This is a genomic window from Alteromonas sp. ABH2_165, assembly GCF_056159945.1.
Window position 1 is genome coordinate 235,385 of record NZ_JBSWWF010000005.1, and the last position, 26,205, is coordinate 261,589.

The 26,205-nt window shown below is 48.3% G+C and carries 22 protein-coding genes and 1 tRNA gene; 7 read left to right on the forward strand and 16 right to left on the reverse strand.

Annotated features, from left to right (window positions below):
• Window positions 1-139: 139 nt before the first annotated feature.
• Together ACXAFQ_RS11710 and ggt are read left to right on the forward strand one after the other, a co-directional pair.
• On the forward strand, window positions 140-1,516 hold the full coding sequence (locus ACXAFQ_RS11710; RefSeq protein ID WP_474822017.1) for a Na+/H+ antiporter NhaC family protein: 1,377 nt from the start codon (window positions 140-142) through the stop codon (window positions 1,514-1,516).
• Window positions 1,517-1,520: 4 nt separating this feature from the next.
• Window positions 1,521-3,221 carry a gamma-glutamyltransferase gene (gene ggt / locus ACXAFQ_RS11715; protein WP_474822019.1) on the forward strand — a complete coding sequence of 567 codons (1,701 nt, stop codon included), beginning with the start codon at window positions 1,521-1,523 and terminating at the stop codon, window positions 3,219-3,221.
• A 23-nt stretch (window positions 3,222-3,244) separates the two neighbouring features.
• On the opposite strand, the gene ACXAFQ_RS11720 is transcribed toward ggt, so the two are convergent.
• The 3 genes from ACXAFQ_RS11720 to ACXAFQ_RS11730 all read right to left on the reverse strand — a co-directional run bounded on the left by ACXAFQ_RS11720 (window position 3,245) and on the right by ACXAFQ_RS11730 (window position 6,514).
• Window positions 3,245-3,661 (reverse strand): VOC family protein, encoded by a 417-nt coding sequence (locus ACXAFQ_RS11720; RefSeq protein WP_474822021.1) that lies wholly within the window; start codon window positions 3,659-3,661, stop codon window positions 3,245-3,247.
• 9 nt (window positions 3,662-3,670) lie between these two features.
• Entirely contained in the window at window positions 3,671-5,068 is a 1,398-nt protein-coding gene (locus ACXAFQ_RS11725; protein WP_474822025.1) for an aldehyde dehydrogenase family protein, read from the reverse strand.
• A 147-nt stretch (window positions 5,069-5,215) separates the two neighbouring features.
• Window positions 5,216-6,514: an adenylosuccinate synthase gene (locus ACXAFQ_RS11730; protein ID WP_070126580.1), complete on the reverse strand. Its 1,299-nt coding sequence runs from the start codon at window positions 6,512-6,514 to the stop codon at window positions 5,216-5,218.
• A gap of 217 nt (window positions 6,515-6,731) precedes the next feature.
• Between ACXAFQ_RS11730 and ACXAFQ_RS11735 the strand changes: the two genes are divergently transcribed.
• Entirely contained in the window at window positions 6,732-7,169 is a 438-nt protein-coding gene (locus ACXAFQ_RS11735) for a hypothetical protein (RefSeq protein WP_474822032.1), read from the forward strand.
• Here the strand turns inward: ACXAFQ_RS11735 and ACXAFQ_RS11740 are convergent.
• Window positions 7,163-8,023 (reverse strand): tetratricopeptide repeat protein, encoded by an 861-nt coding sequence (locus tag ACXAFQ_RS11740; protein ID WP_474822036.1) that lies wholly within the window; start codon window positions 8,021-8,023, stop codon window positions 7,163-7,165. The genes ACXAFQ_RS11735 and ACXAFQ_RS11740 overlap by 7 nt on opposite strands.
• 129 nt (window positions 8,024-8,152) lie before the next feature.
• Between ACXAFQ_RS11740 and ACXAFQ_RS11745 the strand changes: the two genes are divergently transcribed.
• Window positions 8,153-10,084: an aminotransferase class V-fold PLP-dependent enzyme gene (locus ACXAFQ_RS11745; protein ID WP_474822040.1), complete on the forward strand. Its 1,932-nt coding sequence runs from the start codon at window positions 8,153-8,155 to the stop codon at window positions 10,082-10,084.
• 71 nt (window positions 10,085-10,155) lie between these two features.
• On the opposite strand, the gene ACXAFQ_RS11750 is transcribed toward ACXAFQ_RS11745, so the two are convergent.
• The 8 genes from ACXAFQ_RS11750 to purE all read right to left on the reverse strand — a co-directional run bounded on the left by ACXAFQ_RS11750 (window position 10,156) and on the right by purE (window position 16,316).
• Window positions 10,156-11,253, reverse strand: coding sequence for a PQQ-dependent sugar dehydrogenase (locus ACXAFQ_RS11750; protein ID WP_474822044.1), 1,098 nt, complete (start codon window positions 11,251-11,253; stop codon window positions 10,156-10,158).
• A 28-nt stretch (window positions 11,254-11,281) separates the two neighbouring features.
• Window positions 11,282-11,755, reverse strand: a complete 474-nt coding sequence (locus ACXAFQ_RS11755; RefSeq protein ID WP_474822048.1) for a Dps family protein — start codon at window positions 11,753-11,755, stop codon at window positions 11,282-11,284.
• Window positions 11,756-11,872: 117 nt separating this feature from the next.
• Entirely contained in the window at window positions 11,873-12,349 is a 477-nt protein-coding gene (locus ACXAFQ_RS11760; RefSeq protein WP_474822052.1) for a copper chaperone PCu(A)C, read from the reverse strand.
• 209 nt (window positions 12,350-12,558) lie between these two features.
• Window positions 12,559-13,065, reverse strand: a complete 507-nt coding sequence (locus tag ACXAFQ_RS11765; RefSeq protein WP_474822054.1) for a hypothetical protein — start codon at window positions 13,063-13,065, stop codon at window positions 12,559-12,561.
• 17 nt (window positions 13,066-13,082) lie between these two features.
• Entirely contained in the window at window positions 13,083-14,159 is a 1,077-nt protein-coding gene (locus ACXAFQ_RS11770; RefSeq protein ID WP_474822057.1) for a polymorphic toxin type 44 domain-containing protein, read from the reverse strand.
• A 387-nt stretch (window positions 14,160-14,546) separates the two neighbouring features.
• Window positions 14,547-14,622: transfer RNA gene (locus tag ACXAFQ_RS11775), tRNA-Thr, on the reverse strand.
• Between the two features lie 60 nt (window positions 14,623-14,682).
• Window positions 14,683-15,828, reverse strand: a complete 1,146-nt coding sequence (locus tag ACXAFQ_RS11780) for a 5-(carboxyamino)imidazole ribonucleotide synthase (protein ID WP_474822061.1) — start codon at window positions 15,826-15,828, stop codon at window positions 14,683-14,685.
• Window positions 15,825-16,316, reverse strand: a complete 492-nt coding sequence (purE, locus tag ACXAFQ_RS11785; protein WP_474822065.1) for a 5-(carboxyamino)imidazole ribonucleotide mutase — start codon at window positions 16,314-16,316, stop codon at window positions 15,825-15,827. Before purE ends, ACXAFQ_RS11780 begins: the two co-directional genes overlap by 4 nt.
• Window positions 16,317-16,524: 208 nt before the next feature.
• On the opposite strand from purE, the gene ACXAFQ_RS11790 reads away from it, so the two are divergent.
• Together ACXAFQ_RS11790 and nhaA are read left to right on the forward strand one after the other, a co-directional pair.
• Window positions 16,525-17,403, forward strand: a complete 879-nt coding sequence (locus ACXAFQ_RS11790; RefSeq protein WP_474822067.1) for a LysR family transcriptional regulator — start codon at window positions 16,525-16,527, stop codon at window positions 17,401-17,403.
• Window positions 17,404-17,407: 4 nt separating this feature from the next.
• Complete coding sequence (gene nhaA, locus ACXAFQ_RS11795) at window positions 17,408-18,649, forward strand: Na+/H+ antiporter NhaA (protein WP_474822070.1); 1,242 nt, start codon at window positions 17,408-17,410, stop codon at window positions 18,647-18,649.
• On the opposite strand, the gene ACXAFQ_RS11800 is transcribed toward nhaA, so the two are convergent.
• The 4 genes from ACXAFQ_RS11800 to trxA all read right to left on the reverse strand — a co-directional run bounded on the left by ACXAFQ_RS11800 (window position 18,625) and on the right by trxA (window position 24,811).
• Window positions 18,625-21,423: an ATP-binding protein gene (locus tag ACXAFQ_RS11800; RefSeq protein ID WP_474822074.1), complete on the reverse strand. Its 2,799-nt coding sequence runs from the start codon at window positions 21,421-21,423 to the stop codon at window positions 18,625-18,627. The two genes, nhaA and ACXAFQ_RS11800, sit on opposite strands and share 25 nt — an antisense overlap.
• Window positions 21,424-21,456: 33 nt before the next feature.
• Window positions 21,457-22,752: an amidohydrolase gene (locus ACXAFQ_RS11805; protein WP_474822078.1), complete on the reverse strand. Its 1,296-nt coding sequence runs from the start codon at window positions 22,750-22,752 to the stop codon at window positions 21,457-21,459.
• Between the two features lie 109 nt (window positions 22,753-22,861).
• Window positions 22,862-24,127, reverse strand: coding sequence for a transcription termination factor Rho (gene rho / locus ACXAFQ_RS11810; protein WP_474822082.1), 1,266 nt, complete (start codon window positions 24,125-24,127; stop codon window positions 22,862-22,864).
• A gap of 357 nt (window positions 24,128-24,484) precedes the next feature.
• The gene (gene trxA, locus ACXAFQ_RS11815; RefSeq protein ID WP_070126567.1) at window positions 24,485-24,811 is read right to left on the reverse strand and encodes a thioredoxin TrxA; all 327 of its coding nucleotides are present in this window, start codon (window positions 24,809-24,811) and stop codon (window positions 24,485-24,487) included.
• Window positions 24,812-24,911: 100 nt separating this feature from the next.
• Between trxA and rhlB the strand changes: the two genes are divergently transcribed.
• Window positions 24,912-26,204 (forward strand): ATP-dependent RNA helicase RhlB, encoded by a 1,293-nt coding sequence (rhlB, locus tag ACXAFQ_RS11820; protein ID WP_474822087.1) that lies wholly within the window; start codon window positions 24,912-24,914, stop codon window positions 26,202-26,204.
• Window position 26,205: the final 1 nt, after the last annotated feature.

The following is a 26,205-nucleotide window of genomic DNA, read 5'->3' on the forward strand; positions in this document are numbered from 1 at the left end:
AGTCACCAATTGTCAGGTACGCTAACTCTATTCCGTAAAAGGAAATATTCACTCTGCCCGTGGGTGTGAAAACACGCTCTGTGTTCCCCGCGTTCGGCAACACATATAAAAACGAAAATAATTGCAGGATCACATATTCATGGATTGGGTTTCAATCATCCCTCCTCTTGTCGCCATCTTGGTGGTGTTCTGGAAAAAAGAAGTCATCATGGCGTTGCTGTTGGCTGTACTTTCAGCCGAAGCGCTAATCTTACTGAGTGTGACCGGCGATACATTGGCCTTGGCGCCGATTCATGCCATTGAACGCACCATTGATGTGGCTTCCAGCCCGGGGAATACCCGCATATTGATTTTTTCTGTACTGGTGGGCGCCCTACTGGCTTATATCCGTGATTCTGGTGGTGTTACCGCCACCGTGGAGTGGCTAACCAGCCGAGGCATCGCTAAGAACAAACGCCAGGTGGGTGGGCTTACCATGTTTACGGGCATCGCCGTGTTTATTGAATCAAACCTGAGTGTACTTACCGCTGGTATCTTTGCTCGGGGCCTGTTCGACAAGTACAAAATGAGCCGTGCGCGTTTGGCCTATATTATCGACAGCACCAGCGCCCCCGTCTGTATTCTGATTTTACTGAATGGTTGGGGCGCTTTCGTGCTCAGCTTGCTTGATGGTTACGAACTCGAACAAAGTTCAGCAAGAATTCTGTGGGGTACGGTGCCACTCAACTTTTACGCCCTGATTACCCTGGCGATTGTGGTGTACACCATTGTAAAAGACAAAGTGCATGGTCCCATGGCAAAAGAAGAAAAAGCCATGAGTCACCTTGATACCGTGCTCAACAGTGAGCCGGCCACCAAAGCCCGTTTCATGGTTGTGCCATTGCTCACCATGGTGGTAAGCATGGTGGGCTTCATGCTCTGGACCGGCAACGGCGTACTCGCCGACGGTAGCGGCAGTAAATCCGTGCTATATGCCACGGTATTGGCAACCGCGGTGGCTTATTTCCTGTTAATTCTGCATAAACGTTTTAACCATCACCAGGCGGTTGAAATTGGTTTTAAAGGAATGGGCGAGCTGCTGCCACTGGTCACCATAGTGTTGCTTTCGCTAACATTAGGAGCCAGCCTGAAAGTACTGGGTACCGGCGTATTCGTAGCGGGACTGGTTGGTGAGTACTTACCGCTGGTACTGATTGTACCCATGCTTTTCATCGCGGGTGCCATTATGTCGTTTACCACCGGCACTAGCTGGGGTACTTTTGCGATTCTGATCCCCATTGGTGTGCCTTTGATCCAAAGTCTGGGCCTGCCACCATCACTTGTGATTGCCGCCATTCTCGGCGGTGGCGTGTTTGGCGACCACTGTTCACCCATTTCCGATACCTCTGCGGTATCTTCCCTTGCAGCTGGCTGCGATTTGCTCACGCATATTCGCACTCAATTGCCCTATGCACTCACCGCTGGCGCGCTGACACTGTTAGCCTATGTTGTCGCCAGTATGATTATGATTGGATAACTTCATGCGAATAGTTCTGTTAAGTCTTCTGCTGTGCGTCGTCACGGCCTGTTCCCAGGAAAAAGTGCCCGCGGCAGATATCACGCCACCGGTTATTACGAGTCAACAGGCGGTGTCGATGCCAGACACCTTCGCCGCTGACGCCGCCATGACGGTATTAAATGAAGGTGGTACAGCAGTTGATGCAGCGATTACTGCGCAATTCGTGCTGGCGGTCACCTTCCCTGAAGCTGGCAACATTGGCGGTGGTGGCTTTATGACCATCTACATGGACGATGAAGCGGCGTTCATGGACTACCGTGAGATGGCACCGGCTGCGGCTCACCGCGATATGTACCTGGATGAAAATGGTGATGTGAAAACCGAAGAATCGCTGTTTGGCGCTAAAGCGTCAGGTATTCCGGGTTCTGTAGCTGGCATGTGGGAAGCCCATCAACGCTTCGGTAAACTGCCGTGGAAACGCCTAGTACAACCTGCGGTTGACCTCGCTAAAAACGGTTTTAATGTACCTGAGAAACTCGCCGACCACATTACCCGTTACATGGCCCGCATGGAAGAACAAGGGATCAGCAGCAACTTCGAGCAATTCTTTGGTGAAGCAGCGACAGCGGGTGTGCTGTTTAAACAACCCGAGCTGGCTGCCGCCATGGAGCGTATTCGCGACCAGGGTAAAGATGGCTTCTACGAAGGTGAAACGGCGCGCCTAATCGCTGAATTCATGGCTGCCAACGGCGGGCTGGTCACAGTGGCCGACTTACGTAGCTATCAAGCTAAATGGCGCTCACCAATTGTCTATCCATGGCAAGACTACAAGCTCATTACTGCGCCACCACCCAGTTCTGGTGGTGTAGCGGTTGCGCAGTGGATCAGCATGCTTAATGAAGTTCTGAAGCAACAGAAACTGCCAGACCAAAATAGTACTGCGTACATCCACTTGATGTCTGAAATTGGTAAGCGGGTTTTTGCTGATCGCGCTGAGTACATGGGCGACCCGGATTATGTTGAAGTACCCGTTCAGGCGCTGATCGATCCTGAGTACATTCAGGCCCGTGCCAGCGAAGTAAACCCTGACGCTATATCAGTGACTGAAGAAGTAAAGCCCGGTTTATATGAGAGCCCGGATACCACGCACTTCTCGGTGATGGATAAATGGGGCAATGCCGTGGCGAACACCACTACCATAAATCTGTCTTTCGGTTCAGGTGTCGTGGTGGAAGGCGCTGGCTTCCTGCTCAATGACGAGATGGATGATTTCAGTGCTAAAGCGGGTGTGCCCAACTTCTTCGGTGCCATTGGCGGTACCGCGAACGAAATTCAACCCGGCAAGCGCATGTTGTCGTCGATGACGCCGACCATTGTACTAAAAGGCGAACAAGTGAAGCTGGTGACAGGCTCGCCTGGCGGTACAACCATTATCTCATCGGTGGCACAAAGTATTCTTAATACGCTGTTTTTTGATATGACAGCGGAAGAAAGTGCCAACAGTCCGCGCTTTCATCATCAATTGTGGCCAAAAGACACCATCGCCTATCATGAAGGTTTAGATGCTGCTGTTGTTTCTGAACTTGAAGCCATGGGTTACACCATGAAGCAAAGTAACTTTGGTGATGTACATCTTATCAAGCGCACCGATAACGGGCTGGAAGCGGCGTCTGAGGCACGCGGACGCGGAAAGGCGATGGTAGAGGAAGCGCCTCTCGACTGAGAAGGCGCTAGCAGCTTTTTGCCTTACACAGCAAACAGCTGTGATAACGATTTAAACGCCTTAAATTCCAGCGCATTTCCGGCGGGATCGTGAAAGAACATGGTAGCCTGTTCACCAGGCTGCCCTTTAAACCGCACGTAGGGTTCAATAACAAACGCCGTACCCGCAGCTTGTAGCTTATCTGCCAGTTCCTGCCAGTCTTCCATATCCAGCACCACGCCAAAATGCGGCACCGGTACAGCATGACTGTCTACTGGGTTATGTTGCGGCGCAGAAGGCATTTCATCAACACAATGGGTTACCAACTGGTGGCCGTAAAAATTCCAGTCGATCCAACGTGTATCACTACGACCACGCTCGCAGCCCAAAAGCTCACCATAGAAAGCGGCAGCAGCCTCGAGATCGTTCACAGGAATAGCCAAGTGAAAGGGTTGTGGCATATGAGTTCCTTATAATAATTTCTTTAACAGCCAGAGTTTCCAGCTTGAATACGGCGCATAGCGAACTTTCACGTCCATCTTTGTTGAGCGGTGCATAACGCTTTTTAAATGCGAAAAAGTATCGAACCCGTACTGGCCATGATAGCGCCCCATACCACTGGTTCCAACACCGCCAAACGGTAACTTCTGGTTAGCCATAAACATCATGGTATCGTTCACGCACACGCTACCCGCGGTGGTTTTTGCCAGTACGCTGGCTTCGGTTTTATCGTTTTGCGTAAATAAGTAGAGTGCCAGGGGTTTTGGGCGGGTTACTACGATGTCGCAGGCCTCAGCCATATCCTCTACGGTAAGCACCGGCAGAATAGGACCGAAAATCTCCTGCTGCATCAGGTCACTGTCGTAAGACGGATTTAATACAATGGTGGGCGCGATTTTAAGCCTTGTGTCATCGGTTTCGCCGCCCGCCACAATTTGCATTTCATCGAGAAGTTTGCTCAATCGCTGAAAGTGGCTCGCGTTTACAATTCGCCCGTAGTCGTTACTGTTTATCGGCGTTTTACCATACTGATTTTCAATTTCCTGACGCAAGGCAACCATCAGTTCATCCGCCACTGATGAAGCCACCAGCACGTAATCTGGCGCAATACAGGTTTGCCCGCAGTTCATCCACTTGCCCCACACAATGCGTCGTGCGGCAATAGCAATGTCACTTTGCTCATCGACCAAACAGGGGCTTTTGCCACCAAGCTCTAACGTTACGGGCGTAAGATATTGGGCAGCAGCCGACATGACAATTTTGCCAACCACTTCACCGCCAGTATAAAAAATATGGTCCCAGCGCATGGCTAACAAAGCCTGAGCTGTCTCTTTTCCACCTTCCACCACAGCAATGGCTTGCTCGTCGAGATACTGAGGTATCAGCGTTGCGAGTAAGGCAGAACAGGCGGAAGACAACTCACTGGGCTTGAGTATCGCGCAGTTACCTGCTGCCAAGGCAGCGATAAACGGCGCCAATATCAACTGAAGCGGATAATTCCACGCCCCGATAATCAACACTGTGCCCAGTGGCTCCGGCAACAGATAGCTTTGACCGGGTTGCGCTGCCATCGGCGTCGAAACCGGTCTGAGCTCAGCCCAGTGTTGCAAATGCTTGAGGGTGTGGCGAATGTCTGACAACAAAAAGCCTATTTCGGCTGTCCAGGCTTCCGTTTCCGACTTATCAAGATCGTCATTCAGTGCCTGGATAAGCGCAGGTTCATTGTCGCGAAGCATTTTCTCAAGTTGCTTAAGCTGTGCTTTCCTCCATGCCAAATCACGGGTTTTACCATGGCTGAATGTCTTCTTTAAACGGCTGTACACCGCGTCGATATCTTGAGCGGGAAATGAGTAGGCACTTTCGGTCATGCACAATTCTCCGGTTTCAGACTTTTCGTTGTTTCCGATCCCACTTTACTGTATCGGGAAATTGTCTTTCCAGTTAATTTTATTGGCGCAGAAACAACAAAGCCTGCTCGATGAGCAGGCTTTGACTATTTACATGACGTTTTTCGCTTACGCGTCATATGGGTGACGCAGAACGATTGTCTCGTTACGATCAGGTCCTGTGGATACGATATCTACCGGAACACCGGTGATAGCTTCAAGACGAGCGATATAGTTTCGCGCTTCCTGAGGCAGCTTGTCATAATCAGTTACGCCAAACGTGGTTTCTTTCCAACCCGGCATTTCTTCATAAACAGGCGTTACCAGGTCGTAACCATCGGCAGCCATTGGCGGTACGTCTTTCACGTTACCGTCGGCATCTTTATAACCCACACAAATTTGCAGCGTATCGAGGCCATCCAGTACGTCCAGCTTAGTCAGACAGAAACCGGTAATGGAGTTAATTTGAACGGCGCGTTTCATCGCTACGGCGTCAAACCAACCTGTACGACGCTTACGGCCGGTGGTCGCGCCAAACTCGTGACCTTTCACACCAAGGTGCTCGCCTACATCGCAATCAAGCTCGGTAGGGAAAGGACCAGAACCTACACGTGTAGTGTACGCTTTAACGATACCCAGTACGTAGTCTAGTTTCAGTGGACCAAAACCCGCACCCGTCGCAACGCCACCTACAGTGGTGTTGGAAGAGGTAACGTAAGGGTAAGTACCGTGGTCGATATCAAGCAGTGTACCCTGTGCACCTTCGAACATGATTGGCAAGCCAGCTTTATGGGCTTTGTCCAGTTCGTCAGTCACATCAACAACCATCGCTTTTAAGATGTCGGCTACAGCCAATGCTTTTTCGAGGGTTTCGTCGAAATCAACAGCAGGTTCGTTATAGTACTGCGTCAGTGTGAAGTTATGTACATCCAGCACTTCTTTCAGTTTGGCAGCGAAATCTTCTGCATTAAACAGGTCGCCAACGCGCAGACCACGACGAGCAACTTTATCTTCGTAAGCCGGACCAATACCACGACCGGTTGTACCAATCGCTTTCGCACCACGCGCTTTCTCGCGGGCAACATCAAGGGCAATATGGTAAGGCAGGATAAGCGGACAGGCTTCGCTGATTTTTAAACGTTCACGCACTGGAACACCACGCTCTTCAAGCATTGTGATTTCAGTCATTAGTGCGTCCGGGCTAAGTACCACGCCGTTACCAATGATGCAGGTAACGTTATCACGCAGAATACCGGAAGGGATTAAGTGGAGGACAGTTTTTTCACCGTCAATAACCAGTGTATGACCGGCATTGTGGCCGCCCTGATAGCGAACCACGTATTTTGCGCGATCTGTTAACAGGTCAACGACCTTACCTTTACCCTCGTCACCCCATTGAGTGCCGAGTACCACAACGTTCTTTGCCATGAATCTAGTGTGTAAAAAAATTAGGCGGGGATTCTACCAAAGATCTCGCCTGTTGATCATCTGTTTTATGCGCAAAAATAAGACAAGCTGGCTCTTAGCCATATTATTTTTGTATAAATTAACCTAAGCTCAATGGGATAAGACCAAAAGAGTTAATTTGTAAAGCGGGGAAAATCTGCTATATCAATAGTGTAGTTCACCTTTAAAGGACTAAATCATGAGATTCCCGCTACAGGGCCACTATGCCCTGGACATTTCCGGTAATCTACTCGAAATATTCGCTACCGGCGCTTGGAATAAAGCCACTGCCGAGGCGATGACAGAAGATATGCACCGGCTTGCGCAGACAATGCGCGGTGAGCCCTGGGGGGCAATTATTGATGGACGGCGCTGGGTGTTATCTACGCCCGATTGTCAGAATGTGCTGGCTGCTGCCATCAAGAAGAATATTTCTATGGGAATGACACATTCGGCTTATGTGCTAGAGCCGGGTATGGTCAAACGCGCTCAGATTGAACGAACGCACCCGCACCTTAGAACCGAACTGGCCGATCCTGGCTACGAGCGCGCTTATTTTACCAGCTACTTTGAAGCATTGTGTTGGCTGGAACGCAATGGCTTTACACCTTACCAACCAATAAACGATAATCAGTAAAGTAAGCTGTAGACTTTTCTGCGATACTCAGACTTCAAGCTGTCGCCATCGGGCAATGCATTCACCATATCCAGCATCAACTTTTTCGCTTCACCGAAATTCAGATCCTTTTGCAATACCGAGAAAAGCAGCGACAAGGCTTCAGCCGATTTATGTGCCTGTTGCAGTTGAACCGCCAGTTCAACTTTAACCTGCAGATTATCTGGCTCCGCTTCTACCTGCGCGGTGAGCTGCTGAATTTCCGGCGACTCTGCCGCCTGTTCTGCCAGTTCTACTTTACCCAGCATGGTCTGGTAGCGGCTGTCTTGATCCACCATGGTGATGGTTTCCAACAGGGTTTTCGCCACATCAATTGAACCCGTTTCGATTAAGCAATCGATATACATGTACTTCGCATTCACGTTGCTTTCGTTAAGCTCGAAAGCCTGTTTCGCAAACGGAAATGCAGCGGCATAGTCACCTTCATAAATGGCTTCACCGGCTTTTGCCAAAAACTCGTCTTCCGGATTTGGCAGATACTTACTCAGGAACTCGCGAATTTGTTCTTCGGCCTGGGGGCCTGCAAAACCGTCGACTGGCTGGCCGTCTTTAACCACCATCACGGTTGGTAGGCTGCGAATGCCAAACTGCGCTGCCACTTCCTGCTGACGGTCACAGTCAACGCGCGCCAGGATTAAATTATCGCGATGTTCGGAAGCGATTTTGGCGAGTATCGGAGACACCGCTTTGCTCTCTTCACTCCACTCGGCCCAGAAGTCGACCAGGACGATTTTCTCTTTGGAATCCATCAGGATCACCTGCTGAAAATTCTCCGGAGTAATATCAACTGTATTGTTCGCTACTAAATTATCCATGCGTATTTCGCCTGTTAAAACATTTGCTCAATGATATGGGTGCGCAAGTCACAAAAGCAAGACTGACAAGCTTGCTCATCGGCGTTACACTGAGAATCTTATTATCTCAAACGGTACTTGCCTTTATCTATGTTGCCGCAACTAAAAATTCTTATCATTGAAGATTCAGCAGAACTGCTGGAACAACTTGCCACCAGCATTCGCTCTACCACGGAACTGTTCGATCGCCCGGATATCGAACTCACGGTTGTTGAGGCTGACAGGGTCCAGAGCGCACTGGAAATTGTTCACAATGATGGTGATATTCAGGCTGTTGTTTTCAGCTGGGACACCGAGGTGAAAGCCTTCGAGATTGGCGAGAGCGGCAACGGCAAGGTGCAGAACAATGCCGTAGTGATTGAGGCGATTAAAAACATTCGCCCTGAACTGCCGGTTTACGTGCTGGGTGATGCCATCAAAGGCCTGGACATTGTAAACCAGACCACGGGAATGGAGTCGTTCTTTTACCGCAACGACATTATTTCCGATCCGGAATCTATTTTAGGCTACATCATCAACGATTTTGATGACCGCAACGAAACCCCGTTCTGGACCGCCTACAAAGAGTATGTACTGGAAGCCAACGATTCCTGGCATACGCCGGGGCACAGCGGCGGCGCGAGTTTCCGTAACTCACCGTATATCAGCGATTTTTACCGCTTCTTCGGCCGCAACGTGTTTGTCAGCGACTTGTCGGTGAGTGTGGATTCCCTAGGTTCACTGTCAGACGGCACCCATGCGATTGGCCGGGCCCAGTCGGCATTGGCGACGACCTTTGAAGTACGCCACTCTTATTTCGTCACTAACGGCTCGTCTACGTCGAACAAAATTATTCTGCAAACCCTGCTGCGAGAAGGCGACAAAGTAATTGCCGACCGTAACTGTCACAAGTCGGTGCACTACGGCATTGTGCAGGCCCGCGCCATGCCGGTGTATCTGGATAGCGTATTTAATCCGGATTTCGGTATTTTCTCACCGCCGCGTTTGTCTCAGCTAAAAGAGCTAATTGAAGAGAACCAGGATGCCAAACTGGTGGTGCTTACCGGTTGTACCTATGATGGCCTGCTCACAGACCTGCGTCAGGTGGTAGAACTGGCACATTCCTACGGTATCAAAGTATTCATCGATGAAGCCTGGTTCGCCTATTCGCTGTTTCATCCGCAGTTGCGTCCTTACTCCGCCATTTACGCTGGCGCGGACTACGTGACGCACTCGGCACACAAAGTGGTTTCAGCGTTTTCTCAGGCCTCGTTTATTCACGTGAACGATCCAGATTTCGACGAAGACTTCTTTAAAGAAATCTACAGTATTCATACCAGTACCTCGCCGAAGTATCAGCTAATAGCCTCGCTAGACGTGTGTCGTCAGCAACTGGAAATGGAAGGCTACAAAATTATTAACGAGTTGCTGAGCAATGTGGCGGAACTGAAAGAACAAGTTGCACGCTTCAGCCGCATTCGCATTCTGGAAGCCAAGGATTTTGCCCAGGCATTTGATCATTTTGAGCAGGATAACATTGGTCATGACCCGCTGAAGATCCTCATCGATGTGTCTGCGCTGTCGTACTCTAACCAGGAAATTCATCGCTTCCTGATGGATGAAGTGGGCCTGGAAATTGAGAAGTTCACCCACAGCACCATTCTGGTTCTGCTGACCCTTGGCGGTATGCGTTCGAAGATAGTGCGTTTGTACAATGCACTGAAGAAGCTGGACCAGGGCAAGGCAAGCCTGAATCGTAGCAAGAGCCGACCGGCTATCCCTTCGAGCATTCCTGCCATCAGTCTGGAAATGCTGCCTTCCACGGCCTTCTTTGGTAAGCGCGAACCAATCCCCTGGCAAGAGAGTGCGGGTCGCATCGCGGCAGGTCTGGTAACGCCTTATCCACCGGGCATTCCGCTTATCATTCCCGGCCAGCGTATTTTACAGGAACACATTGATTATCTGCGTTCGCTGGCCAGCCAGAAGCTGACCATTCAGGGGCTGTACGACGGCGAACTGTATGTGCAGGCGAAACCTGAGTAACGACTCAATGAAGTCAGTACAAATAAAAACACCGCTCAATTGAGCGGTGTTTTTTGTATTTTCCTAGCGAGTTATTTCGCTGGACTCACTTTCAGCAGTTTGCCATCTGGCGAGTCTGTCAGCATATAGATATACCCTTTAGGACCTACAACCACATCGCGAATGCGCTCTTTACGGTCGCGGAAATACTCAGTTTGTTCACCAGGTTTACCGTTATCCATATCGACATGGCGTAAGTGGGTGAATTTTAGCGAACCCACTAATAAATCCCCTTCCCACTCAGGAAACTTGTCACCGTGATAAAACGCCATACCGCTGGGTGCGATAGATGGGTCCCAATACAGCACAGGCTGTTCCATGCCTTCCATTTCAGTTTTATCAGAAATAATGGAGCCGCTGTAATCGATACCGTAAGTGATCACCGGCCAGCCGTAGTTGTTCCCCTTGCCCAGCAGGTTGATTTCGTCGCCGCCCTTCGGACCATGCTCCATTTCCCACACCGCGCCAGTCTGCGGGTGAATAGTCAGGCCCTGCACGTTGCGGTGGCCGTAGCTATAGACTTCAGGCGCTTTACCGTCGGTAAACGGATTATCTTCCGGCACCGAACCATCAGGCCAAATCCGCACCACTTTACCCAGATGATTATCCAGATTCTGGGCTTCTTTCATATGTGCATAACGCTCGCCCAAACTCACGAACAGATGACCATCGGCATCGAACGCCAGTCGGCAGCCAAAATGGAAACCGTTATCCACCAGCGGATACTGGGTAAAAATATCTTTTACGTCGGTCAGTGCATCGCCCTTGAGTACAGCACTGCTAACACCAGTACTGCTGCCGCCGTCGCCCGGTTTGCTGTAACAAAAGTAAATTTTATTGTTCTCGGCAAAATTTGGATCTGCGGTTATGCCAAGCATTCCGCCCTGCCCCGATGCAACCACCTCAGGCACGTTTTTTAGCGGTGCACTCAGGCCCGCCTTGTTATCGTAAGTGCGGATATTGCCTGGTCTTTCGGTGATAACCAATTTTCCGTCAGGTAAAAACACCATGCCCCAAGGGTTTGTCAGCTCGGTAGACAGTTCTTCGATTTTCAGATCTGCTGCCTGAACTGAAAAAGCTGTGCCCAGCACAGAGGCCAGGCACAGTGAATATTTCCATGTTTTTTTCATGTACTGTTTCTGTCGTTTTACGACAGCCTTATTGAGGTAGCGTCGCTCGTAACATCCATGCGGTTTTTTCATGTACACGCATACGGTCTGAAACAAGGGCAACCGAAGATTCATCATCTGCATCTTGTGCCAGTTTCAGCACACTGCGACACGTTTTTACAACAGCCTCATGGCCTTGTGTCAGTAAGCGTACCATTTCAGTGGCTTCAGGCACACCCTCTACCTCAGCAATCGAGCTTAGTTCGACAAACGCCTTGTAAGTTCCTGGTGCGGCCACGCCCAGCGTTCGAATACGCTCTGCAATATCATCAACTGCTGTCGCCAGCTCGGTATAGTGTTCTTCAAACATCAGATGCAGTTCGCGGAATTGCGGACCGGTTACGTTCCAATGGAAATTGTGAGTTTGCAGATACAATGTGTACGAGTCAGCTAATAACTTTTTTAAGCCTTCCGCAACTTCCTGACGGTCGCTTTCTGAAATACCAATATCGATTTTGCTCATTTTGATCTCCTGACCAGTGCTTAAATTTGATGCTTTGAATTTGATGACTGAATTATAAATCCAAATTAAAGATTAAATCACGCAGAATTAATCGATTAAAAGGATTAAAGAATTCAATCAGTGATGATGCTTACCCATTGCGTCATCGTCACCACTGTCGTCTTTAACAGGCACTTCCAGCGATTGCTGGCTGCCATCACTAAAATGCAGCGTAAGGGTAAATGAGGTACCTGGCTCAAGACCTTCTTTCAACCCCACAAGCATAATGTGCTGGCCGCCGGGCTGCAGCGTGGCGTGTCCGTGAGGTTTCAGTTCAATGCCGTTTTCCAGCTCACGCATTTTCATCATGCCTTCAGACATCGTGGTGGAATGAATTTCAGCGCTGGCAGCAACGGCCTCAGGCACGCTAACGGAAACCAAAGTAAGCGACTGCTGTGAATGATTCATCAAGGTGGTATACACAGCCCCGGTTTCAGCCATGGGAAAAGTAGCTCGGGCCCAGGTGTCGGTAAAGTGAATGGAAGCGTTTGCCAGCACCGGCAAACTTAATAAAAAAACAAAAAAGCCTGTAATTCCACGATAGGTTAACGTCACTATGCACTCCGTGCGTCATAACAAAGTTATTACATCATAGATGAATAGCGATTTTTGGCAATGTATGGGGTTTGATTTACTGCAAGGAATGCAAAGATAGAAGCAATGTTGCGATTTGAATACACGCTCAAGTCTTTTTTTAAGATAGGGGGTGCGCTTTAGCTTCCCTCAACCTATTATTCAGAGGAAAGCTAGGCGCACTGCTGGACTCAGGTTATAAGAAAAGAAAAATACCAGTCGTTTTCCAGCGGCATATCGAAGGCGTGTTGTCCTTGCTGCTTCATTATTTCTACTGAGTTCTCGAATGTGTCCCTTTGCTCATCGTAAGGCACAACCTGCTCTTTGCGATACGTGTATTTATAGGAAACACCGTCACCACCTAAAACATTTGCATAAAAGCCAACGATCAGTGAACACTGTCCCGAAGCGTTGGCTTTATACTTGAGATCATAAGCGCCCATTTCGCTTAACAAATTATCTAAAGTATCAAGTCGGTATTCTGCGGCGATTTTTTCAGGATTATAGTAATAACTGCCGTCAGCGTATTTTAGCGGCGTATCAGTTTTACCCAATTCACATGCCGCAACGGCCGTTTGCCGGAATGCATCCTTGTGTGCATAGAAATTCTCTTTCATCTCGGTGAATGACGGGTTTCCCTCACAAGCAATGAGACAGAATGACGCGCTCAACAACAGTATTTTTTTAAAAATATTCATATCAGATTCGCTTAATATCAGTGCGGTTCAAACCAGCAATATGTAGGAAAGCCAGATTGTCTAAAGCACCAATTAGTGCCGTTTATAATAACGCCAGGTGTAAATGTTGACGGTACAGGCGTGCCTTCACCTCCTCCACCAGTACCCGGATTCTGAGACCCGGAAGATCCGCCAGTCGTTTCCATATCAATACATGAAAGCGACGACGATGAGGACTGGTTATTCAAGAAGACTTCATCATGATAACGAATCGCCCGTGTGAGCATTGCTGTATCTTCGGGTGGATCACCTTCGTTCATGGCAAAATTGACTGCAGCTTGTGTCGCCGACTCGAAATTCCACTCACCTATGGTCGTTCTAGCTTGATAAGCTGCGGAAAGCCGATGTATGGCGCTTTCACTGTACCCCATAGCTCGCAAACTGATGGCGTACAAAAAATTTCCCATCTCGGCATTCCCTGAGTATCTGGAGTTTTGACCATGCGCGAGATCGAGAGCCCCCCCTTCTTCATGCAAGCTTATCGATCGAAAGACGGTCGCAGCTATATTTGTTATTGGGTTAGGCAATACAATGTCAATCTTTTCCTTCCACAAGTGAGTATCGCGAAGAAATTGATTAATATCCATCTCATTACCCTGAGCATCTACAGGCGGAGATGTAGGAGGTCTGTTGCCATCATTACATTGACTAGCCTCAGAAACACTGTCTACTGAATAAAAATCATAATTAAAAGAGTTAGCTGGTGAAGGCTCAGATTGAATAACACAAGTTCGGCATATAGGAGGTGGAGTAATCTTCTCTTCAGAAAAATGAGATATATAAATTAGTGATTCTTCTGCTTCGTAATTGTAATCACTAAAAATTTTAAATTTATTAATAACCCCTTGGGTGAAAGGGATGATCTGGATATCAATACTTGTACTAAAACGTGTATTGAGAATTTCTGCAATCGGCGGCGAATTTGCTAAAACACTTTTTTCCAGAATCACTGTTCCATCCGGAGTTTTAACTATGACCTTATAAGCTGAATTGTGAAAAAAACTTGGGTCAGCTATAAAACTCGTTTTTTGGGGATTAATATTGCTTATTCTCACACACTTCGCATTCATTTCTGTTTGAAATTTTGCAGATGTGTTTGGAACAACATTATCACACGCTTCGGTAAATCCGATTACACACAAATACAATACAATACAATACAATACAATAAGTTTCTCATAACTAATCCTTGTTTCTAAATCCTAGAATTAATATATTGGATTTAATTTTTAAAGTACACAACTATTATTCTAGTGTTTACTTCCTATTCCCATGGGGGGGATTAAATAGAAGTACGGGTAAAAAGCATAGAATCGTTAATTAAATTGCAACTGGACAGTTGTAAGTGTGTGCGTTGACAGGAGCTAGTGGGGAATAAACTCGTCCGCTAGTCAGAGGGAGCAAATGTGCTTATGAAAAACCAGGAAGTGACAGGGAGAGAATGGTGCCGACTGCCGGAATCGAACTGGCGACCTACTGATTACAAGTCAGTTGCTCTACCAACTGAGCTAAGTCGGCACACTCTCTAAAACTCGCTGCGAACAGCGGATGCGTATTCTAGCGATAGAAGCCCGGCTGTCAAGCTTCTATCTGTTTTAATTTACGCGCTTCTTTACCCAGCTTAGGAAAATACTCGTTTGGCACGTACTGACACAGTGCCTCAAGTTTCTCGCCCAGCGCGTGATAAGAATCAGCAGTCACGTTGATGTGACCCATTTTACGCTTCTCACGCACTGTTTTACCGTACCAGTGCAGATGACACCCAGAAATTTTCAGCAGATCCCGGGAGAAACTACTGCAACCGATAATATTCACCATAGCACTCGGACCACGGGCACTGGTATCACCTAATGGCAAGCCAACCACTGCACGCAAATGATTTTCAAACTGGCTGGTATCGCTGCCACTCATACTCCAGTGACCAGAGTTGTGCACGCGAGGCGCTAACTCATTAACCAACAATTCGTTGCCACACTGGAACATTTCTACCGCCAGTACACCCACGTAGTTCATGCCTTCTGCCAGCACCCGGAAAATCTCTTCGGCTTTTTTCTGCAGGGCTTCCGATACATGAGGTGCAGGCGCAACAGATACATGCAGCTGGCCTTGGTGGTGCAGATTTTCTGCCAGCGGATACACTTTGATATCGCCGTCTTTGTCGCGCACGCCAACTAAAGAAAGCTCGCGGTCGAAATTCACCATTTGCTCAACCACCAGCGGTACCGCGGTTAGATCCAGGTTGCTTAGCGCCTGCTTGATTTCTGGTAACTGACCTTCATCCAACAAACGCCACTGGCCGTAACCGTCGTAGCCGTCACGGCTGGCTTTGATAATCAGTTTATCGCCCAGTGCAGATACACAATCTTCCAGCTCATCGATGTAAGTCACAACCTGATGGGCGGCATTAGGCACATTCAGCGCGTCCAGCAGGCGCTTTTCGCGCACTCGGTCGGCCCCCACCAGAATGGCATTCATTGAGGGATACAGTTTTTCTGTTTTACTGGCTTCTTCCAACAAACGCTCGGGAACGTGTTCAAATTCCACCGTCAGTGCATCAGCCGACTCAATTGCCTGTGCCAGACTGGTGTCTAGAGGACGCTTACTAACAGGGTGTACCACGGTATCGTTACCGACATCTACAGCCTGCACTTCAATACCTAGCGGGCAACCCGCCAGATACATCATTTGCGCTAACTGACCTGCGCCGTATACCAATACTCTCATGCATCAAGCTCCAGATTACCGTTGCTCAGTACTGTTTCTGTTTGTGTTTTTCTAAAGGCAATAACCGCATCACGCACAGCTTCGTCTTGCAGTGCTACAACCTGCGCTGCTAACAGACCCGCATTCGCCGCACCCGCTTCGCCAATCGCCAGCGTGCCTACTGCAACGCCTTTCGGCATTTGTACAATAGACAGCAAAGAATCGATACCGTTAAGGGCTTTGGATTTTACCGGGCAGCCGAATACAGGCAGGTGAGTGTGAGCGGCAATCATGCCAGGCAAGTGAGCAGCACCGCCCGCTCCTGCAATAATACAGCTGAATCCCATTTCATGGGCAGTTTCTGCGAAATCCACCAACAGGTTTGGTGTACGGTGAGCAGACACCACTTTCGCTTCGAACTCAACGCCAAAAGATTTAAGCATTTGTGCCGCATTTTGCATCGTCGGCCAGTCAGACGTAGATCCCATGACAATAGCAACTTTAGCCATCGTATGACTCCCCATGGTTTTAGACTTTGAATAGACCCCTACCGGTTATTTTTCAGGCAGCTGGATCAGAAAGCACGCGATTTTAGCACAAAATCTGATAATACCCACTAAACCTGCGACGATAAGGGTTTAATAAATGAATCCATAAGGATATTTTATTACTATAAATAGTTATTCTGTCTTCTAAAGCAAGAACCGTGGAGTTTAAATGCAATCATTAACGTTTCGTCTGCTGGAAGTATTTCAAAGTATTGTAGACCACGGTTCTATCACTGCTGCCTCTTCTGCGCTTTCACTTTCTCAGCCTACTGTATCTCTGCAATTAAAAAAGCTCAGCGGTATTGTGGGTATGCCCTTATTCGAACAAACCTACGGCCAGCTTAAAATGACCGAGGCCGGTGAAGCGGTGTATCAATGTGCGCAGGAAGTGCTGGGCTCACAATCGCGACTTGAAAGTCAGATTCATGCGCTTAAAGGGGTAGAAATCGGCACATTAAAACTGGCTGTCGTCACCACAGCAAAATATGTGGTTCCGCCTATCCTCAGCCCGTTTTGCAAACAGCACCCCAATATTGAAGTGCGTTTTATTGTGGGTAACCGCGCGGATATTATCGATCGCATGCGCCACAATCGTGATGATGTCTATATTTTTAGTCAGCCACCGCAGGATGACAACCTGGTTTGTACGCCATTTTTGCAAAACAAGCTGGTTGTTATTGCTCCCCCCGACTACGACGGGCCTGATAACTGTGATCTAAAAGCCCTTATGGCTCATAAATTCTTATTACGCGAATACGGTAGCGGAACACGTCGCGCGATTCAGGATTACTGTGATTCCAAAGGACTGGTATTTCCCAACTCTATGATTATCGAAAGTAACGAAGCAATTAGACTTGCCGTTACCTCCGGGCTGGGACTTGCCATTTTGTCTGAACATACATTGGCACACACACCGCCAGACAGTGTGAAGGTGCTGAAGGTAAAAGACTTTCCTCTGGTGAATCACTGGCAAGCTGTGACGGTAAAGCACCGTCAAATTAGTCTCGCGGCACAGGCATTTCAAAAGGCATTACTTAACGTGGAGTAAGCAAATGGCAAAAACCGGGGTTGAAGAGGTTCTCGGCGAACTCGTTTCCGACGTACAGGATTTTCTTAAACGAGACGCTTCAGCAGGTATCATTCTCATGGGCGCTACGATTCTCGCCCTGGTTATCGCCAATACCGGCCTGTATGGTCAGTACAACGATTTTCTGGCCATGAAAGTCACCGTTGCTGCCGGTAGTTTCGAAATTGATAAGCCTTTGTTGTTGTGGATTAACGACGGCCTGATGGCCATATTCTTTTTCCACGTAGGGCTGGAATTAAAACGGGCCGTGACTGAAGGCGGTCTATCACACCCTAAAGACATTGTCCTTCCCGCCGCTGGCGCTATCGGAGGTATGGTTGTTCCGGTGGCTATTTATCTCGCGCTCACCTGGGGCGCAAAAGATGCCATGGAAGGTTGGGCCATTCCCGCTGCCACTGATATCGCTTTTGCGCTTGGCATCATGGCGCTGCTGGGCAGTAAAGTACCTGCCAGCTTAAAAATATTCCTGGTTACATTGGCCATCATCGACGACATTGGCGCCATTGCCATTATCGCGCTGTTTTATACCGATAACATTTCTGTTTCGGCGCTCATTGTAGCTGCGGTTTGTATCCCTATTTTGTTTTGGATGAATCGTCGCAACGTTACTGACATTCCCCCCTATGTATTGATTGGCCTGGTATTGTGGGCGGCCATGTTGAAGTCGGGTGTTCATGCCACATTGGCCGGTGTTGTTCTGGCGGCTTTCATACCCATGCGAGATAAAAAAGACGCGAGCTATTCACCGGTAATCCGACTGGAGCATAGCCTTAACAGCAGCGTGAGTTTTGTGATCCTGCCACTCTTTGCGTTCGCAAACGCCGGGATTAATTTCGCCGAGATGGAAGCCGATGCACTCACCCACCCGGTTACCATTGGTGTGTTCTTTGGTTTGATTATTGGTAAGCAACTCGGCGTGTTTAGTTTTTCATGGCTATCGGTAAAACTTGGGTTTGCAAACTTGCCCGATGATTTAGATTTTAAACACATTTATGGCTGTGCGTTGCTTTGTGGTGTGGGCTTTACCATGAGTCTGTTTATTGGCTCTTTGGCATTTGGCGGCACCGAGAAAGCGTTTGATGAAAGGCTAGGTATTCTTGCTGGCTCATTGGTTTCTGGCCTACTAGGCTACCTGGCGCTTTATTTTATGGGCAACCCCAATAAGAAATCAGCCAAAGATGTTCAGCCACCGGTAGAACCGCAATAAGTTTGGTGAACATAGGCCAAAACGTTCGTCAACTCCCGGCGCTTGACCGGTTTACTTAAATAAGCATCCATTCCGGCCGCCAAACAGGCGGCCTGATCTTCAGCAAACGCATTTGCCGTTAATGCCACGATGGGAGTGCCGGACTTTTCGCTGGTCCAGCTTCTGATTTGTCGGGTCGCCTCGAAACCATCCATTTCAGGCATCTGGCAGTCCATCAACACAATATCAAATCTCAGTTGCCTCAGCGCCTTGAGTGCTTCGAGCCCATTTCTCACTCGTACACACTTCACTTGCTGACGCTTAAGCATGTCGATAACGATTTGCGCATTAATATCATTGTCTTCAACAACCAGAATACGCAAGCCATCTGGCAGTTGTAGCTCCGTTGCAGCAGATGGGGCGACCTCGCCTTTCACTGCGGTTAACGGTAGCACTACCGTAAAGCGAGCGCCCTCACCCGGCGTAGAATGCACCGTTATCTCGCCATCCATTAGCTCAACCAGTTTGCGCGTAATGGCCAGCCCCAACCCCGTGCCGCCATATATGCGGGTAATCGAGGAGTCGGCCTGCGCAAACTGTTCAAACACCGTTTCAATTTTATCTTCTGCGATGCCTACCCCGGTATCTTCCACAGACAGTGTAAGGGTATTTTCATGGAAACCAACATGGAGATTTACCGACCCTTTGTCAGTGAATTTCACTGCATTGCTGAGCAGATTATTCACGATCTGACTCAGCTTACCCATGTCACCCGACACCGCTTGTGGCAGCGGGCTGGTACAAATAAATGACGAAGACAGCCCTTTTAACTCAGCAGAGGTTTGATGCAAATGGAAATTCGCTTCGAGCACCGCCTGAACCGAAAACTCCACGTTCTCTACCTGTAGTTTGCCAGCCTCAATTTTAGACCAGTCGAGAATACTATCGAGGATCATCAGCAGATTGCTGCCAGACTGGGAAATTAACGAAACACGACGTTGAATATCGTTAGTGAGATCTCCATCGAGTAAGTTTTCACAAGAGCCAATAATGCCGTTCATGGGCGTGCGAATTTCATGGGACATATTCGCCAAAAACTGCGACTTCGCCACGTTGGCTGCTTCGGCTTCTCGCAGCGCCAAAGCAAGATGGCGAGTTTTCTCTGCCACACGACTCGACAGAGTTTTATTCATCCCCGCCAGTTCATCGTTGAGATGGCGCTGAGTCTCTCGGGCGGTATCCAAATCAAGATAGGCATCGAGTAGGCGCTTTTGCATGCGCTCGAATGCCGTTTCAAGGGATTTGAGCTCAACAATGGGTAGCCCTTCATGTTCACGCTGTACAAGCGATTTTTGCTTAAGATCAAAAGCCTCGAATTGCCTGACCAGATTTAACAACGGCTTATTCAGCATAATTGAAATCGCCGCGCCCGCTATTAGCCCGATAATGGCGAATATCAGCAGCAAATTCACCACCGTCACCAGAGACTCGTTGGTCAATGCGAGGAAATTTTTGTAGTTGAACAGTAACCGTACGCGCCAACCAAACTGTTGTACGTCGCTGGTCTGAACTAACCATTTTTCATTGTTGAAATGCACAAATTGCTGACAACTTTCAGCACACTGCGCTACCAGCGAGCGACTTAATACATCGAATTGCAGAGCAGATGAGGCATAAACAATATTATTTTTACTGTCTTCAACCACAATATTGAAGCCGTTAATGGTTGTCGCCTCAAATTGATCAAACGCGTTGAGTGACAACGACCCTTCAACGATACCCGCCATGCCGCCTTGGGAATCTAAAACTGGGGCCGACATCGCAACAATGGGGTCGCTACCAAAACCTTTACCAAGAAATGCATTGGAGACGAAAGGACGAGGATCGCGTTGTACCGCCATAAAATAAGGTCGGCCAGACACATCGACCATACCAGACGCCGCGGCCTTCTCTACTAATCCCTCTGGCCAAGCGTGAGTAATGATGCCGCGACGGTCGGCGGTGAGAAACGTGAGAAACGCACTGCGCGAGTCAGCCAAAGAAGACAGGATTTTATCCGTTTGCTGATTACCTTGTTCAAGTGGAGAAGGGAATACTGTTAACGCCTTGCCGGCAAACGCAATGGCATCAAGATTGTCTTTCAGGAAATCGTTGACCTGTGACGCCATGACATTGGTGCGCTGCGTCATGTAAAGATCGATACGATATTGCTGCCTTAACTGCTGTTGATGAATAAACGCATAACTGACGCAGAGTACCGCGAGAAAGAACAGCGCACTGAAGCAGTAAGCCAAAAAATATTTGAAGTTGATGTGGTTGCGAAATGCCCCCGCTGCCGATTTCATGTGCACAAAAGCAAACACCAGATGAGCACTGAGAATAGATGCTAATAAGCAAAAACAGGTTACCGATACTGCGGTAAACGCAACGTTGGGCAGTTGTTGATATACGAACCAATACTCGGCAAGCAACACCAATACTGCCGCAGGAGTGTATACGCCAATACCGATTTTGAGAGGGGTGAATAGGTCGCGCTTTGGCGATGCGGCAAGCACCACAGGCAGCCCCATCACAATTAACAGCGCCGGCGTAATCGGATGAAGCACCAATAATGGTGCCACCACCAACACGATGGCCGGCAACGCAACCGTGAAGGGTAGACTTAAAGCAATAAACGCAGCAATAGGCAATCCTAATGCTGTCATTCCATCACTGATAAAGGGTGCAGGTAAACAATTGAGGCCAGCACCAATCACTATCAGTGCTAACCATTTTGCAATGTGAGATAAACGCATTTACCAATGACTCTACTACTTCGTCAATGAAACCTAGTTGGCTTGATGCATGTAATCCAGTGTCATATTTGTAAGCAATTTAACACCTAATTTCATTCCCTTGTCATCAACGTAAAACTCTGGCGTGTGGTGAGCAGGCGCATCGGCTTCCGGCACATCCAGAGGTTTACCCCCAACCCACAGAAACAATCCCGGCACCTGCTCCTGGTAGAAAGAAAAATCTTCCGCACCCGTCACCGCTTTTGCCAACACCGCACCGTCTTCTCCGGCAGTGCGCTGCAAGGTGGGCAGCATTTGTATGGTCAATTCAGGATCGTTATAAGTAATAGGATAGCTGTAATCCAGCGGCAGTGTTAACTCGGCTTCGGCGCCCATGCTGTCGGCGATGCCTTTTACCTTTCGCTCCATGGCTTCGTAAACATGTTCACGGGCTTTTTTATCTAACGTGCGTATTGTCCCAACCAACTCGACTTCCCTTGGAATAATATTAGAGCGGTTGCCACCGTGGATGGAGCCCACCGTCACTACCGCAGCATCGTCGATAAGTTTAATCTCTCGGCTAACGATGGTTTGCAGCGACATCACCATTTGCGCCGCGGTAACAATGGGATCAACACTTTTCCACGGATAAGCGCCGTGGGCCTGTTTACCATGAATAACAATTTTGAACGGGTCGACGGCGGCCATTGCACCGCCGGGCTTGTAGCTTACTTTATCAATATCAAGGCCGGCGCTGATATGCAGACCAAATACCACATCCACATCAGGGTTCTTCAGCACGCCTTCTTTCACCATTACTTCCGCGCCACCCATCTCTCCAGGAGGTGCTCCCTCTTCAGCAGGCTGGAAGATAAATTTAACCTGTCCTCGCAGCTCGTCTTTCATATCGGTAAGAATTTTTGCAGCCCCCATCAACATAGCCATGTGGGTGTCGTGGCCGCAGGCATGCATCACTGGCACTTCCTTACCGTTGTACTCCCCTTTCACTTTAGAGCGCCATGAGAGATCGTTTTCTTCTGGCACAGGTAATCCATCCATGTCGGCACGCAAAGCCACAACCGGACCGGGCTTACCACTATCTAACACAGCAACCACACCGGTTTTTGCAACGCCAGTTTGAACCTTAAGCCCCAGCCCCTTCAGATATTTGGCCACATATTTTGCGGTGTCGTACTCGCGGTTAGACAATTCAGGATGTTCATGAAAATGATGACGCCATTGAATGACATCTTTTTCGATTGCATTCGCGGCTTCGGAAACATCCGTTTTAGCGTGAGAAAATGAAGACAGTGCCAGAAGTACGGCAGCAGAGAGAAGCTGAGTTCGCATATTATTATTCCTTTTGTGTGTGGAATAACCCTATCTCAGTCAGGCTTATTTTGGAAATAAAAAAAGCGGGATATCAATCCCGCTTCTTGTATTCGATTAACCGTTGGAGTTAGCTTTTTTGGCGCTTCATCGCATCGAAGAATTCGTCGTTGGTCTTCGTCATCGACAGCTTGTTGATGAGGAATTCCATTGCGTCGATTTCTGACATTTCGTGAACAATCTTGCGCAGGATCCACATTTTCTGCAGTTCTTCCTGGCTGGTAAGTAACTCTTCACGACGGGTACCTGAACGGTTGAAGTCGATAGCAGGGAATACACGTTTCTCTGCAATCTTACGGTTCAAGTGCAGTTCCATGTTACCTGTACCTTTAAATTCTTCGTAGATGACTTCGTCCATCTTCGAACCGGTATCGATCAATGCCGTGGCGATGATGGTAAGGCTACCGCCTTCCTCAACGTTACGTGCAGCACCGAAGAAGCGCTTTGGTTTATGCAGTGCGTTTGCATCGACACCACCGGTCAGTACTTTACCAGATGAAGGAATAACGGTGTTATAGGCACGCGCCAAACGAGTAATCGAGTCGAGCAGGATAACAACATCCTTTTTGTGCTCTACCAGACGCTTGGCTTTCTCGATAACCATTTCAGCAACCTGTACGTGGCGGCTTGCAGGTTCATCGAAGGTAGAAGCAACCACTTCACCACGCACCAGACGATGCATCTCGGTAACTTCTTCCGGACGTTCGTCAATAAGCAGAACCATCAGTTCACATTCAGGGTGATTCGCCGCAATAGATTGCGCGATGTTCTGCAGTAACAGTGTTTTACCGGCTTTAGGCGGTGCAACGATAAGGCCACGCTGACCTTTACCGATAGGTGACGCTAAGTCCAGAACGCGAGCAGTAATATCTTCTGAAGAGCCATTACCACGTTCCATACGCAGACGATCGGCAGCATGCAGAGGTGTAAGGTTTTCGAAGAGGATTTTATTGCGGGAGTTTTCTGGTTTGTCGAAATTGACTTCACGGATTTTCAGGAGGGCAAAGTAGCGTTCGCTATCTTTTGGCGGTCTAATTTTCCCTGAAATCGTATCACCGGTGCGGAGGTTGAAACGTCGAATCTGGCTCGGCGATACATAAATGTCATCGGGGCCGGCAAGATAGGAAGAATCCGCTGAGCGCAGGAAGCCAAAGCCGTCCTGCAAAATTTCAAGCACACCATCACCGAAAATGTCTTCGCCGCCTTTAGCGTGGTTTTTCAGAATTGAAAAAATGATGTCTTGTTTTCTGGCGCGAGCCATGTTTTCCAGGCCCATTTCTTCGGCCAGGGCAACCAACTCGCTGATTGGTTTATTCTTAAGTTCGGTTAAATTCATACTGGTGGGTCTTTGTGCTTGAACTTCGCTTATGGGACTTTAGCCCCTAAATTAAAAAAAGTTGGAATAGAGTTTGTCCGGAAGAGGACATAAGCAGAACGCTGCTCGGTATGAGCGTATATGCAAACGTTAGCACCTTAACGAAGAAGCGTCCACTCTTTTTGCCCTAAATGTTAAAAAAACTTTAAATCTACATCTAGCGCACATTTGGTGAGAATATAGCTTAGCCTATCGCTGTAATTTCGCTATTGATATACATCATATTTACGTTGGCTGGATCAAAGCGATGCATCAGAAACAAAAAAACCTGCTACATGGTGCAGCAGGTTTTTAGCTTTTCCTGTGTGGAAAACGCGCTTACAGATTTTCGTTCAGGAACTCGGTAAGTTGCGTTTTAGACAATGCACCTACTTTTGTTGCAGCTACATTACCGTTTTTGAACAGCAGTAAAGTAGGGATGCCACGAATGCCATATTTTGGTGGCGTTTCATTATTTTCATCGACATTCAACTTACCAACTGTTAATTTGCCATCAAACTCGGTCGCAACTTCTTCGAGAATTGGTGCGATCATTTTACAAGGGCCACACCACTCGGCCCAGAAGTCAACCAGCACAGGGCCGTCAGCATTGATTACATCTGCTTCAAACTTGTCGTCAGTTAACTTGATAATTTTGTCGCTCATTCTTTTCTCCAATATTTGGTCTGCTGCTGATTTGTCTCAGCTTTACCATTAGTGTTATAAGAAACCGTTTTTTAATGCAAGCACAGATAAGCTATAAGCTATGCAAACAACACATTTAACCGAAACACATTTTTCCGACTTGCCCATCAATACCAAAGTTGTTGAGGCATTGAAGTCAGCAAATTTCACGCATTGTACGCCTATTCAGGCTCTTGCATTGCCCCCCCTTCTTGAAGGTCTGGACATAGCAGGTCAGGCGCAAACCGGGACCGGCAAAACAATGGCATTTCTTGTCGCAACTTTCCACCATCTGCTGGAAAAAGCGCAAAACGACGCCAATAGTCAAGCTGGCCCACGAGCCATTATTATGGCACCTACCCGTGAACTTGCGGTTCAGATTTATAATGATGCCAAGCCGCTCAGTGAGCACACCGGACTTTCACTTGGTCTCATTTATGGGGGCGAAGGATATGAAAGTCAACGTGAATCACTGCAAGAAGGGGTAGATATTATTATTGGTACGACAGGGCGCATCCTCGACTACTATAAACAGGGCGTGTTCACTCTCGAGAATATTCAGGCCGCAGTGCTTGATGAAGCCGACCGCATGTTCGACCTCGGCTTCATTAAAGATATCCGCTTCTTATTCCGCAGAATGCCTGCCGCCACAAAGCGTTTGAGTATGCTGTTCTCTGCCACGCTGAGCTACCGTGTGCAGGAATTGGCGTATGAGCACATGAACAATCCCACCCATGTGCAAGTTGAGCCAGAGCGCAAAACAGCCACACGGGTTTCTGAAGAATTGTTCTACCCGTCAGACGAAGACAAAATGTTACTGCTGCTCACGCTTTTAGAAGAAGAATGGCCAGATAAAGCTATTGTTTTTGCTAATACGAAAAGTGGCTGTGAACGTGTAAACGACTGGCTGGCTGCTGATGGCCATCGTGTTGGTCTGTTAAGCGGCGATGTGCCACAGAAAAAGCGCCTGTCGATTCTGGAAGATTTCACCAAGAATAACCTCGACATTCTGGTTGCAACTGACGTTGCTGCCCGTGGTCTGCACATCGATAAAGTGACACACGTTTTCAACTACGATTTGCCAGACGATGCGGAAGATTACGTTCACCGTATTGGCCGTACAGGACGCGCAGGCGCCAGCGGCACGGCGATCAGTTTTGCTTGTGAAAAGTATGCGCAGAATCTGCCTGCCATCGAAGCATACATCGAGCATGCTATTCCGGTCACTGAATTCGACCGTACCGCATTGCTAGACGATGTCACCACGCCGAAGCCTCGTCGCCGACGCAATCCGGGCAACCGCAACAACTCCCGTAGAGGCAATAATCGCCGCGGTGGGAATAACAGCGGTAATTATAAAAAATCTTCGAACTAAG